General features: G+C 73.0%; 9 protein-coding genes. 5 read left to right on the top strand and 4 right to left on the bottom strand.

Annotated features, from left to right (window positions below):
- Positions 1 to 3 precede the first annotated feature (3 nt).
- Positions 4 to 855, top strand: a complete 852-nt coding sequence (locus tag H7344_RS09115; RefSeq protein ID WP_186345701.1) for an LLM class F420-dependent oxidoreductase — start codon at positions 4 to 6, stop codon at positions 853 to 855.
- Here H7344_RS09115 and ileS read toward each other — a convergent pair whose 3' ends face one another.
- The 3 genes from ileS to H7344_RS09100 all read right to left on the bottom strand — a co-directional run bounded on the left by ileS (position 856) and on the right by H7344_RS09100 (position 7,442).
- Positions 856 to 4,089, bottom strand: a complete 3,234-nt coding sequence (ileS, locus tag H7344_RS09110; protein ID WP_308423317.1) for an isoleucine--tRNA ligase — start codon at positions 4,087 to 4,089, stop codon at positions 856 to 858. It abuts the gene before it with no gap.
- 295 nt (positions 4,090 to 4,384) lie between these two features.
- On the bottom strand, positions 4,385 to 5,269 hold the full coding sequence (locus tag H7344_RS21155) for a DUF559 domain-containing protein (protein WP_186345700.1): 885 nt from the start codon (positions 5,267 to 5,269) through the stop codon (positions 4,385 to 4,387).
- A 64-nt stretch (positions 5,270 to 5,333) separates the two neighbouring features.
- Complete coding sequence (locus H7344_RS09100; protein ID WP_229706902.1) at positions 5,334 to 7,442, bottom strand: FAD-dependent oxidoreductase; 2,109 nt, start codon at positions 7,440 to 7,442, stop codon at positions 5,334 to 5,336.
- 90 nt (positions 7,443 to 7,532) lie between these two features.
- Here H7344_RS09100 and dapD point away from each other — a divergent pair, with 90 nt between their 5' ends.
- Both dapD and H7344_RS09090 read left to right on the top strand, forming a co-directional pair.
- Positions 7,533 to 8,474 carry a 2,3,4,5-tetrahydropyridine-2,6-dicarboxylate N-succinyltransferase gene (gene dapD, locus H7344_RS09095; protein ID WP_186345699.1) on the top strand — a complete coding sequence of 314 codons (942 nt, stop codon included), beginning with the start codon at positions 7,533 to 7,535 and terminating at the stop codon, positions 8,472 to 8,474.
- Between the two features lie 61 nt (positions 8,475 to 8,535).
- Positions 8,536 to 9,498: a hypothetical protein gene (locus H7344_RS09090; protein WP_186345698.1), complete on the top strand. Its 963-nt coding sequence runs from the start codon at positions 8,536 to 8,538 to the stop codon at positions 9,496 to 9,498.
- A gap of 130 nt (positions 9,499 to 9,628) precedes the next feature.
- Here H7344_RS09090 and H7344_RS09085 read toward each other — a convergent pair whose 3' ends face one another.
- Positions 9,629 to 10,375, bottom strand: a complete 747-nt coding sequence (locus tag H7344_RS09085; protein ID WP_186345697.1) for a hypothetical protein — start codon at positions 10,373 to 10,375, stop codon at positions 9,629 to 9,631.
- Positions 10,376 to 10,532: 157 nt separating this feature from the next.
- Between H7344_RS09085 and H7344_RS09080 the strand changes: the two genes are divergently transcribed.
- Together H7344_RS09080 and H7344_RS09075 are read left to right on the top strand one after the other, a co-directional pair.
- Positions 10,533 to 11,783: an AI-2E family transporter gene (locus tag H7344_RS09080; RefSeq protein WP_186345696.1), complete on the top strand. Its 1,251-nt coding sequence runs from the start codon at positions 10,533 to 10,535 to the stop codon at positions 11,781 to 11,783.
- Positions 11,784 to 11,857: 74 nt separating this feature from the next.
- Positions 11,858 to 12,526, top strand: a complete 669-nt coding sequence (locus H7344_RS09075) for a hypothetical protein (protein WP_186345695.1) — start codon at positions 11,858 to 11,860, stop codon at positions 12,524 to 12,526.
- Positions 12,527 to 12,533 lie beyond the last annotated feature (7 nt).

Below are 12,533 nucleotides of genomic sequence, written 5' to 3'. Positions count from 1 at the left end.
CCCATGCGCAACGGCCTCGTCCTCTTCACCTCCGACCGCGGCATCACCCCGGCCGCCCTCGCGAAGGCGGGCGAGGAGCGTGGGTTCGACACGATCTACGTCCCCGAGCACACCCACATCCCGGTCAAGCGGACCGCCGCCCACCCCGGCACCGGCGACGAGACGCTGCCCGACGACCGTTACCTCCGCACCCTCGACCCGTGGATCTCGCTGGCCACCGCCGCGGCGGTCACCACGCGGATCCGGCTGTCGACCGCCGTCGCCCTGCCCGTCGAGTCCGACCCGATCACGCTGGCCAAGCAGATCGCCACCCTCGACCACCTCTCCGGCGGCCGCGTCACCATCGGCGCCGGCTTCGGCTGGAACACCGACGAGCTGGAGGACCACGCCGTCCCGCCGGGCAAGCGCCGCACGGTGCTGCGGGAGTACGTCGAGGCGATGCGGGCCCTGTGGACGCAGGAGGAGGCGTCGTACGACGGGCAGTTCGTGTCGTTCGGGCCGTCCTGGGCCTATCCCAAGCCCGTCCAGGCGCACGTGCCGCTCATCATCGGCGCCGGCGGCGGGCCCAAGACGTTCCGCTGGATCGCGGAGAACGCCGACGGCTGGATGACCACCCCCACCCAGCAGGACGTCCTCGGCAACATCGAGGCGCTGAAGAAGGCGTGGGCCGAGGCCGGTCGCGGCGGCGCCCCGGACATCCGCGTCCTCATCGCCTTCAAGCCCGACCCCGCCGACCTCGCCGCCTGGGCCGAGGCCGGCTGCACCGAGCTCATCTGGGGCGTCCCCGACAAGTCCGAGGACGAGGTCCTCGCCAGCCTCGACCGGATGGCCACCCGGCTCGGCCTCTCGGCCTGATCAGGCCTTCGCGACCGTCACCTGCGGCTCGCCGTCGCCGGCGACCAGGTCGAGCGAGGTGGCGAGCGTCTCGGAGGTCAGCAGATCGCGGTGCGTCTCGGCGGCGGCGAGCACGTCCGTCGACCCGGCCACGGTGAGCGCGATCCGGTCGGAGACCTCGAGGCCGGCGTCGCGGCGGGCCTGCTGCACCTGGCGGACCAGGTCGCGGGCGAGGCCCTCGGCTGCCAGCTCCGGGGTGACCGCCGTGTCGAGCACGACGAATCCGCCGCTGCGGAGCACGCCGGTCGCGGAGTCGGCGTCGGCCGACCCGACGACGGTCTCCAGGGTGTACTCCCCCTCCTGCAGCGCCAGTCCACCCGAGGTCACGGTGCCGTCCTCGGCCACCGACCAGTCGCCGGTCTTCGAGCCCTTGATCGCCACCTGCACGTCCTTGCCGAGCCGGGGGCCGGCGGCACGGGCGTTGACGGTCAGCTTCTGCTCCACGCCGTACGACGCCGCCTCGTCGGAGTCTGCGGCGAGCAGGCGCACCTGCTTGACGTTGACCTCGTCGGCCACGATCCCCTCGAACCCGGCCAGCGCGGCCGGGTCGTCGACGACCACCGTCAGCGTCGACAGCGGCAGCCGGTTGCGCAGGTTGCCCGCCTTGCGCAGGGCGGACGTGGCCGAGCAGACCTCGCGGACCTGGTCCATCGCGGCGACCAGCGCGTCGTCGGCCGGCAGCGCGGACGCGTCCGGCCAGTCGGCCAGGTGCACCGACCGCTCGCCGGTCAGCCCGCGCCACACCTCCTCGGTGGTCAGCGGCAGCAGCGGGGCGACGGTCCGGCAGGCCACCTCGAGCACCGTGTAGAGGGTGTCGAAGGCCTCGGTGGAGTCACCCCAGAAGCGGTCGCGCGAGCGACGGATGTACCAGTTGGTCAGCACGTCGAGGAACGACCGCGTCGTCTCGCACGCATCGGCGACGGCGTACTCGTCGAGCTGCGCGGTCATCGCCTCGACGTACTGCCGCAGCTTCGCGAGGAGGTAGCGGTCGAGCGGGTCCTTGGAGTCGGTCGACCACTGCGCGGCGTACCCCTGGCCGTCGTTGGCGGCGTTGGCGTAGAGCTGGAAGAAGTACCAGCTGTTCCACAGCGGGATCATCACCTGGCGCACCGAGTCGCGGATGCCCTGCTCGGTGACGACCAGGTTGCCGCCGCGCAGGATCGGGCTCGACATGAGGAACCAGCGCATCGCGTCGGCGCCGTCGCGCTCGAAGACCTCGCGCACGTCGGGGTAGTTGCGCAGCGACTTGCTCATCTTGTTGCCGTCGCTGCCCAGCACGATGCCGTGGCTGATGCACGACTGGAACGCCGGCTTGTCGAACAGTGCCGTCGCCAGGACGTGCAGGGTGTAGAACCAGCCGCGCGTCTGGCCGATGTACTCGACGATGAAGTCGCCCGGGAAGTGGCCCTTCTTCCCGCCGTCCTCGGGCGCGGTGCCGTCGAACCACTCGGCGTTCTCGAACGGGTAGTGGTTCTGCGCGAAGCTCATCGACCCCGAGTCGAACCACACGTCGAGCACGTCCGGGACGCGTCGCATCATCGACTTCCCGGTCGGGTCGTCGGGGTTCTGGCGGACCAGCTCGTCGACGTACGGCCGGTGGAGGTCGGGCTCGCCGTCCTTGTTGCGCGGCAGCGTGCCGAAGTCGCGCTCGAGCTCCTCGAAGGAGCCGTAGACGTCGAGACGGGGGTACGCCGGGTCGTCGCTCTTCCACACCGGGACCGGGCTGCCCCAGAACCGGTTGCGGGTGATCGACCAGTCGCGGGCGTTGGCCAGCCACTTGCCGAACTGGCCGTCCTGGATGTGGTCGGGCACCCAGCGGATCTGCTGGTTGAGCTCGAGCATCCGCTCCTTGATCGCGGTCACCTCGACGAACCACGACGAGACGCCCTTGTAGATGAGGGGTTCGCGGCAGCGCCAGCAGTGCGGGTAGGAGTGGTCGTAGGTCTCGCGGCGCAGCAGCACCGTGCCCGGCGTGACGGCGCCGGCGGCCTCGCCGGTCTCGCCTCGGGTCGCGGCCTTCAGGTGGTCGATGACGTGCGGGTTGGCGTCGAAGACCTGCATGCCGGCGTACTCCGCGACCGGGTGGGTGAACCGGCCGTCCTTGCCGACCGGCATGACCGGCTCGATGCCCTCGCGGTCGGTGACCTCCTTGTCGACCTCACCGAACGCGCCGGCGGTGTGCACCAGCCCGGTGCCGTCGGTGGTCGTGACGGCGTCGTCGGCGGGCACGACGCGGAAGGCCCGCTCGTGGCCGAGGTAGTAGGAGAACGGCGGGGCGTAGGTCAGCCCGAGCAGCTCGGTGCCCTTCCCGCGCCACACGACCTCGGGGGTCTCTCCGAGCTCGCGGGCGTAGGCACCCAGTCGCGCCTCGGCGAGCACGTAGCGCACCCCGTCGGCCTCGACCGCGACGTAGTCGATGTCAGAGCCGACCATGACCGCGAGGTTGCTCGGGAGCGTCCACGGCGTGGTCGTCCAGACGAGGAGCTTGGCGCCCTTGAGCTCGTGGTCGGAGGTGATGTCGTAGCCGACGGTGACGGCCGGGTCCTGGCGGTTCTGGTAGACGTCGTCGTCCATGCGCAGCTCGTGGTTGGACAGCGGCGTCTCGTCGTTCCAGCAGTAGGGCAGCACGCGGAAGCCCTCGTAGACCAGGCCCTTGTCGTGCAGGCGCTTGAACGCCCAGATGACCGACTCCATGTACTCCGGGTTCATGGTCCGGTAGTCGCGGTCGAAGTCGACCCAGCGCGCCTGGCGGGTGACGTACTCGCGCCACTCGCCGGTGTACTTCATGACCGACTCGCGGCACGCCTCGTTGAACCGGTCGATGCCCATCTCGACGATCTCGTCGGTGGTCTTGATGCCGTTGAGGCGCATCGCCTCGAGCTCGGCGGGCAGGCCGTGGGTGTCCCAGCCGAAGCGGCGCTCGACGCGCTTGCCGCGCATCGTCTGGTAGCGCGGGACGATGTCCTTGACGTAGCCGGTGAGCAGGTGGCCGTAGTGCGGCAGCCCGTTGGCGAACGGCGGGCCGTCGTAGAAGACGAACTCGTTGCTCGCGTCCGCGCCCGGGTCGCGCTGGTCGATGCTCGCCTGGAAGGTGCCGTCGGCGTCCCAGTAGGCCAGCACCCGCTCCTCGATCGCAGGGAACCGCGGGGTGGACGGCACGCCGCTCTCGGAGGTGGAGACCTTCGGGTACGTCATTTCGGGTTGCTCCTGCAGCTTCGGGGGTGATCCTTCTCGAAACCACAGGGACGATCCGGTCGGACCGCGGTACCACCCTGCTTGCCGCCCGGTGCTGCTGGACGACCGCTCTGCTGCGGCTGTGACGGGCCCACCCGTCCGGTTCTACTGAGGACTCGCGTCCCGTTCTTCCGGAGGCTCGCCGCTGATGACGGCTCGAACGCCTGTGGTCCCAGGGTACGGCGCCGCTGCTCGACCCCGCCAATCGGTTCCTCGCTCGTCGACGGACGGGCAGAAGTCCGATGGAGCGATCGGCTCAAGCGGCGCGGCAGGACGCGCAACGGACTTCTGCCCGCTGGTCGACGGCGGCCTGGAGCACTCGCAGGACGTCCGCGCGGTGGAACATCACGTCCTCCCACGAGAAGCGCAGAACCAACCACCCGTGGACCGCCAGACCGTTGTAGCGGCGGCAGTCGCTGGCGAGCTGGTCGCGGCCGCCGTGCCAGGCGAAGGAGTCGGCCTCGAGAACGATCCGAAGGCGGCGGTCCGCCAGGTCGACGCGCCCGAGGAACGCCGGCTCCCAGACCTCGACCTGCGGCTCGACCACCAGGCCGTCGACCTCCAGCGCGATGGCGCGGAGCACCGACTCGAACGGGTTCGCCGCCAGCGGGCTCGCGTGCTGCGCCACTCGTCGCACGCGTGCGGCGCCGGCTCCTCGCGCCGCATCGGCCAGCGCTCGAAGGTGGCCGGGCGCGAATCCGTCGCGCAGCGCCGAGTCGGCGACCGCGAGGGCGTCGGCGAACGGCAGCGACCGGGCGCAGTCCAGCAGCGTGCGGTCCTTGCTCGTCGCCCCCTGTGTACGCTCCTCGGCGGTCACGTCCGCCCAGTGGAGGTGGACGCGAGCTGCGCCGGTGCTTCGTCGGCGCCGACCGACAGTGACGTGCGGTCGGTCCGGCCTGGTCGCCACCGACCAGCCGTGCAGCAGCGCGGCACTTGTGTGGGAGACGACGCCGGTGAGCCGGTGGGCGGCGGCTCGGGCCTCGTCGACCTGCGGCAGCGCCCAACGGCCACGCGCCAGGCGGGCGAGGTCGCCACCGGCGATCGCTCGCTCCACCTCCGCGCGGGAGGTGAGGGCGACGAGCTGGGCGCGGGTGGCCGTGCCACCCAGCCGCTCGAGGACCTCCACCACCGACTCCGTCACGCCCCCACGGTCGCCCAGGATGAGCCGCAGCGCACCCGGCTCTCCACAGGCCGGCGCCTGGACCTCAGAGGACGGTCGCGACCTCCCAGGCGGAGTGGACGGCGCCGTGGATGTAGCCGACGTCGGCGGCGTCGCCGACGACGTCGACGGCGAACCCGGCCACGCGCAGCTCGTCGGCGAGCGGGGAGCCGGCGCAGGTCCCGTCGGCGTGCACGACGAGGTCGGCGGCGGCTGAGAACGAGCGCTCGCCCTCGGTCCACTCGACCGCGGACTCGGTGATCCGGGTGACGACCGCCTGGCGGTGGAGGTCGACGCCGTGGGCACCGGCAGCCTTCACGGCCGTCCAGCGTCGCGGCATCGCCATCGGCAGGCCGAGCTGGCGGCCCTCGTGCAGGAGCGTGACGCGGCGACCGCGCTCGGCGAGGAACTCCGCGAGCTCCAGACCGACCAACGAGCCACCGATCACCACGACGTCCTTGCCGACGGGCAGGAAGCGGCGGGTCAGGCGGCGTACCGCCTCCGGCGAGCGGGTGATGCCCGAGGCGCGGCCGAGACGCCCGAGGGTGCGCAGGACGGCACCGCCCTCGCCGGCGGTGGCCGTGCCGAGGAGCAGCGCGCGCAGGGTGTCGCCGGTGTGGACGTGCGGCAGGTCGCCGCCGGGGAGGTCCGGTCGCGGCCGCACGGCGCCGGTCGCGACGACGACGTGGTCGGGTCGCAAGGCGCGCACGGACTCGACCGTCGCGGTCGTGCGGAGACGCACCGCGATCCCGAGCCGCGCGACCTCCGCCTCGTGCCAGCGCAGCAGCCGCTCGTTGTCGGGGGTGGTGAGCGCGGAGAACCACAGCGTCCCGCCGAGGCGGTCGGACCGGTCGACCACCGTGACCCGGTGGCCCCGCTCGGCCAGCAGCCGCGCGCTCTCCAGCCCGGCCGGACCGGCGCCGACGACCATCACGTGCTTGGTCGCGGAGGCCGGTCGCAGCGGGAGCAGCGTCTCGTTGCCCAGCGCCGGGTTGACCGCGCAGAAGGGGGTGTCGTCGAAGAAGTTCTCGGCCACGCAGAGGTAGCAGTTGATGCAGGGCCGCACCTGCTCGGCGCGACCGTCGCGCAGCTTGTTCGGCAGCTCGGGGTCGGCCAGCAGCTGGCGGCCCATGGCGGCGAAGTCGACGCGCCCGGCCGCGATCGCCTCCTCGGCGACCTCCGGCAGCACCCGGCCGACCGCGATCACCGGCACGCCGACCCGGGCGCGGACGGCGGCGGCGTTGTCGAGGTACGCGCCGACCTGCGCGGGCAGCGGGCCGTCGGTGAAGTTGTCGAACGGGTTGCGGCCCCAGCCGGTCACGTGGATCGCATCGGCGCCGGCCGCCTCGAGCAGCACCGACGCCTCGACCGCCTCGTCGAGGGTGAGCCCGCCGTCCTCGCCGTACTCCTCCCCCGCGAGCCGCACCAGCACGGCCAGCCGGTCGCCGACCCGGTCCTTGACGGCGCGGACGACCTCGCAGGCGAGCCGCGCGCGGTTGGCCAGCGGGCCGCCGTACTCGTCGGTGCGTCGGTTGTCGCGGCGGTTGAGGAAGACGCCGAGGATGTAGCCGTGCGCGACGTGCACCTCGATCGCGTCCGCACCGGCCCGCGCGACCCGCTCGGCGGCGTCGGCCCAGGTGGCGACCAGCCAGGCGATGTCGTCGTGGGTCATCTCGCGGTACGTCGCGTGCTTGCCCGCCGTCGCGGACGCCATCCGGCGCAGCTCGTCGGGGGTGCTGTCGACGAGGGCCGACATGTCGTAGCCGCCGGTCGGCGGGCTCGGCGCGAGCAACGGCCGGTCGTTCGCGGTGTCGACGCGGGCGACTTTGCCGTGGTGGGTCGACTGCACGCACAGCTTGGCGCCGGCGGCGTGCACGGCGTCCGCGAGCGCGCGCAGGCCCGGCACGAACCGGTCCTCAGAAAGGCCCGGCTCCTTGGTCGAGGCAGCGCCGTGCGGGAACGCGATCGCGCAGGCGCCGGTGATCACCAGGCCGGCGCCGCCGGCGGCCCGCGCGGCGTAGTGCGCGACCTCCCGCTCCTCGATCTCGCCGTCCTCGGACACGTTCATGTCCATCGCCGGCAGCACGATGCGGTTGCGCAGCTCCATCGGGCCGATCCGGCCGGGCGACATCAGGGCGGGGAAGGACTGGTTCACGCGCGCACGCTAGGTACGCCGGCACCCACCGCGTCCGCGCTGTCGCACCCACCGGGACGGGCACGGGCGCCCCGCCTAGACTCGAGCCTCGTGACTGCGACCTCAGCCTGGGGCCACGGCCTCGCGACCCTGACCGACGACGGCACCGTGCTCGACGTGTGGTTCCCGCAGCCCGCGCTCGGCGCGCGCGACGGCGCCGAGGTGCCGGCCGAGCTGACCGCCCTCGAGGGCCGCGACGACGTACGCCGCGTGACCCGCGAGGTGCGCACGGTCGAGGTCGCGGACCTGCAGGCCGCGCCGGCCTCGACCGAGGACGTCTGGCTGCGCCTGCACCTGCTGAGCAGCCGGCTCGCGGTGCCGCACTCGATCTCGATGGAGGGCGTCTTCGGGCTGCTCACCAACGTGGTGTGGACGTCGGCGGGCCCCTGCGCGGTCGAGGGCTTCGAGCTGACCCGGGCGCGGCTGAAGGCGAGCGGCCAGCACGTGACCGTCCACGGCGTCGACAAGTTCCCGCGGATGGTCGACTACGTCCTGCCCACCGGCGTGCGCATCGCCGACGCCGACCGGGTGCGCCTCGGCGCCCACCTGGCCGAGGGCACGACCGTCATGCACGAGGGCTTCGTCAACTACAACGCCGGCACGCTCGGCGCCTCGATGGTCGAGGGCCGGATCTCCGCCGGCGTCGTGGTCGACGACGGTTCCGACGTGGGCGGCGGCGCCTCGATCATGGGCACGCTGTCGGGCGGCGGCAAGCAGGTCATCTCGATCGGCAAGCGCTGCCTGCTCGGCGCCAACGCGGGCCTGGGCATCTCCCTCGGCGACGACTGCGTGGTCGAGGCCGGCTGCTACGTCACCGCGGGCACCAAGGTCACCGTCAAGGACATGGACGGCAAGCCGCGCGTGGTCAAGGCGATCGAGCTCTCCGGCACCAACAACGTGCTGTTCCGCCGCAACTCCGTCTCCGGCGCGATCGAGGGGGTGCCGTGGCGCAGCGAGGGCGTCGAGCTCAACGCCGCGCTGCACGCCAACTGACCCTCGGCGGACCCGGCCGGGTTGGGCGAGCCCCGGACACTGGGCCCATGAGGCGCGCTGCATGAGGATCGGTTCGGCCGTGGCGCTGCTGGGCGCCGCGGCGCTGGGCGTCACGGCGTACCTCGGGTGGGACGTGCTGCGCGAGTCCACCCCGTTCTCCGGCGGCGAGCAGTGCACGGCGACGGTCGAGGGCCGGACCGTCGAGCTCGAGGTCGAGCAGGCGGAGAACGCCGCGCTCATCACCGCGATCGCGGTCGGTCGCGGCATGCCCGCCCGCGCCGCGACGATCGCGCTGGCGACGGCGTACCAGGAGTCGGAGCTCTACAACATCGACTACGGCGACCGCGACTCCCTCGGCCTCTTCCAGCAGCGGCCCTCGCAGGGGTGGGGCAGCCCCGAGCAGGTGCTGGACCCGGTCTACGCGACCAACGCGTTCTACGACGAGCTGGTCGACGTGGACGGCTACGAGTCCCTGGAGGTGACCGTGGCCGCGCAGCGCGTGCAGCGGTCCGCCTTCCCTGACGCGTACGCCGACCACGAGGCCGACGCGCGCGTGCTGGCCTCCGCGCTGACGGGGAACTCGCGGGCGGCGTTCACCTGCGAGCTCGACGGCGACGCCGAGGAGGCCGCCGACGAGCTGACCGAGTCCGGCCTGGTGAAGCGTGCCGAGAAGGTGCGCCGCGAGGTCGTGAACGTCTTCGGCGACCAGTCGCTCGGCGGCTTCGCGCCCGGTGGTGTGCGCGACGGGCACATGGAGGGCTCGACGCACTACGACGGCCGCGCGGTCGACATCTTCTTCCGCCCGGTCACCGACGCGAACAAGACCCGCGGTTGGGCCGTCGCGCACTACCTCGTCGCCATGGCCGACCGGCTCGACGTGCAGACCGTGATCTTCGACGACCGGATCTGGAAGAACGGCTGGCGCTCCGGCTCCGGATGGCGCGACTACGACCCGCCCTCGCGCTCGGGCGACCGAGCGATCCTCGAGCACCGCGACCACGTCCACGTCGACGTCTTCGACTGACCAGGACGCCCCGGCGACCTGCACAGCGCGGCGCCACCGCCCCTCGTTCGGGGCGGTGGCGCCGTGGTGTCCTCCGGGTGCTGCTGGCTGGTGCCGTGCTGGTCAGGCGGTGCTGGTCAGGCGGTGCTGGTCAGGCGGCCTCGCGCGGGAACGGCAGCGGGAGGTCGCAGATCGGCAGCGGGACCGGGAGCGCGGCGCAGATCGCGTCGAGCGGGTTCCCGTCGCCGCCACCCGCGGCGGCGTCGCAGATCTCCTGCGGCAGACCGGCGTCGCACAGCGGCTGGATCGGGCTCGCGCCGCCGGGGCCGGGGGCTCCACCCGCGGCGTCGCAGAGCGGCTGCAGCTGGGGAACCGCGTCGCACAGCGGCTGGATCGGGCTCGCGCCGCCGCCACCCTCACCCGGGGTCGGGATCGGCAGGCTGCCGAACGCGTCGCAGATCTGCTGGGGCAGGCCGGCGTCACAGGCAGGCTGCAGCGGGTTGCTGGCGGGCGGCGGCTCCGGGGTGCTGCTCCGCTGGCACTGGCGCAGGTCGCGCTGGGCGCGGGCCTTGCGCTCCTTGGCCCGGTTCAGCTGCGCCTTGGCCCTGTTCTTCTTGGCCTTCGCCTTCTTGATGCCCGCCTTCTTGCCGGACTTCTTCGCCTTCTTCAGCTGCTTCTTCGCGGCCTTGAGCTTGGCCTGCTTCTTCTTCGTCTGCTTCGCGGCCTTGTTGACCGCCGTCCTCTCGGACGAGCAGTCGGCTGCGGCAGCAGCCGTGGTGGCGTCCGTCGCGGTGCTCGAGCTGCGGGCGACGCCGGCACCGGCGCCACTGGTGAACCCGAGCACGAGCGCGATGGCCACGAAGGCCACCGCCGCCGGCCGGAGGAGGAAACGGGTCATGAAGTGCTCCTGGGGGGTCGATTCGGCGGGGCGGACGCGCAGGCGAGCGTCGCTGCGCCACGGTAACCCGGTGTGACCTGACCCACACCCCTTTCCCGTGGCACGACCGGACGGGTTCGCCCCCGCTCAGGAGGGCTCCGGCCGGGTACCGTGCCTCGTGCCCGAGTCCCGCCACGTCCCCGACCTGACCACTCCGCCGGCCGCTCCCGACACCGCCGGCGCCGTCGCCCTCGACCGCGACGACCGCGACGAGCGTCACCAGCGCCTCGGCCGCGGCCTGACCTGGGTGGGGGTCTGGTCCTGGCGCTGGGTCGGCTTCGCGATCGCCGCCGCCATCCTCGGCTGGCTGGTCGGGGTGCTGTGGGTGGTGCTGCTGCCGGTCTTCCTCGCCCTCACCCTCGCCTCGGTCCTGCAGCCGGTCTCGCACTTCGTGGTCCGGCGCACGCCGCTGCCGCACGGGCTCGCGGCCGGCCTGGTGCTCCTCGGGTCGCTCGCGGTGCTGGCCGGCCTGGTCACGGCGATCGCGCCGTCGGTGACCGGCCAGTGGGGCGCCATCGTCGACGACGCGACGGAGGGCGCCGACCAGCTCCGGGCCTGGGCGGTCGAGCGCGAGCTGGTCTCCCAGGCGCAGCTCGACGACGCCCTCGCGCAGGCGACGGACCGGCTGCGCGACAGCGCCGGCTCGATCGCCAGCGGCGCGCTCGCGACGGCGAACGCCGTCACCTCCGGCCTGGTCACCCTGGTGCTCACCCTGGTCCTCACCTTCCTGTTCCTCAAGGACGGGCACCGCTTCCGGCCGTGGGCGGCGCGGGTGACCGGGGCCCGCGTCGGTCGTCACGTCGAGGAGGTCCTCGACCAGGTGTGGACGACCCTGGGCGGCTTCGTCCGGACCCAGGCGATCGTGAGCTTCGTCGACGCCGTACTCATCGGCATCGCCCTGGCGGTGGTCGGCGTGCCGCTGGCGATCCCGCTGGCGGTCCTGACCTTCATCGGCGGCTTCGTGCCGATCATCGGCGCGTTCGTGGCCGGCGGGCTCGCCGTGCTGGTCGCGCTGGTCTCGGTCGGGTTCCAGGGCGCGCTGATCGTGCTGGCGGCGATCATCGTGGTCCAGCAGCTCGAGGGCAACGTGCTCCAGCCGTGGCTGCAGTCGCGAGCGATGCAGCTGCACGCCGGCGTGGTCATCCTGGCCGTCACCCTCGGCTCCACGCTGTTCGGCATCGCCGGCGCGTTCCTGGCCGTGCCGGTGGCGGCGATGACGGCGGTGGTGCTGCGCTACCTCTCCGGCCTGGCCGACCCGCCGCAGGAGGCGACCGCGCCGGAGGACCCGGACGACCCGACCCCGGAGGAGGCCGCGGCCGTCGCCGCCGCCGATCGGGATCCCGACGCGGTGCGGCCGGCGACGCCCTGACCTGCGCCGGGCGGCGGCGCCGGTCCGGCGTTGGCTAGGGTGCCGGTCCGACCCCGCGAGGAAGGAGCCGTCGCGTGCTCGCGCTGCCCGCCCACGGCTTGGTGGTGCTCTCGGCCCCCAAGTGCGCCTCCACCGCACTGGAGGGGGCCCTCGGCGACCGGGCCGAGATGGTCATGCGCCACCACCCCCGGCTCAAGCACGTCAACGTGCGGGCCTTCCACCGCTACGTCGCCCCGCTGCTCGGGGTCGCCGGCTACGAGCGTGACGACTACGAGGTGGTCAGCCTGCTGCGCGACCCCGTGGACTGGCTGCACTCGTGGTGGCGCTACCGGCAGAGCCCGCACGTGCGCCAGGCCGAGCGCGACGGGTCCCGATGGACCGGGTCGGTGGAGTTCGCGGAGTTCGCGGCGGCGTACGTCGCCGGGCGCGGCGCCGAGATCGGCGTGCTCGGGCGGCCGGCGCGGTTCGTACTCAAGCAGGACGGCTCGGTCGGCGTGGACCGGCTCTTCGCCTACGAGCGCACCGACGTGTGGCAGGGCTGGCTCCGGGAGCGGCTCGGCGAGGACCTGGAGTTCCCGGTCAGCAACCGCTCCCCCGTGCGGACCGAGATCGAGCTCGACGACGACCTGCGCGCCCGGCTGGCGGCGTACTTCGCCCCCGAGGAGGAGCTGCGCGCCCGGGTCACCGAGACCGGCGAGTGGGCCGGCGCCCGGGGTGCGCGCCTGACGCACCCGGTCGACTGAGGCCCGG

It is taken from the genome of Nocardioides deserti, from assembly GCF_014266025.1.
GTDB lineage: Bacteria > Actinomycetota > Actinomycetes > Propionibacteriales > Nocardioidaceae > Nocardioides > Nocardioides deserti.
The sequence above is the reverse complement of the archived record's forward strand: the minus strand, read 5'-3'. Positions and strand labels throughout refer to the sequence as shown.

What these genes read in the sequence shown, in the direction of transcription:
- H7344_RS09115 (WP_186345701.1), top strand. Translation starts at nt 4, where the DNA reads ATGCGCAACGGCCTCGTCCTCTTCACCTCCGACCGCGGCATCACCCCG.
- ileS (WP_308423317.1), bottom strand. Translation starts at nt 4,089, where the DNA reads ATGACGTACCCGAAGGTCTCCACCTCCGAGAGCGGCGTGCCGTCCACC.
- H7344_RS09090 (WP_186345698.1), top strand. Translation starts at nt 8,536, where the DNA reads ATGAGGATCGGTTCGGCCGTGGCGCTGCTGGGCGCCGCGGCGCTGGGC.
- H7344_RS09085 (WP_186345697.1), bottom strand. Translation starts at nt 10,375, where the DNA reads ATGACCCGTTTCCTCCTCCGGCCGGCGGCGGTGGCCTTCGTGGCCATC.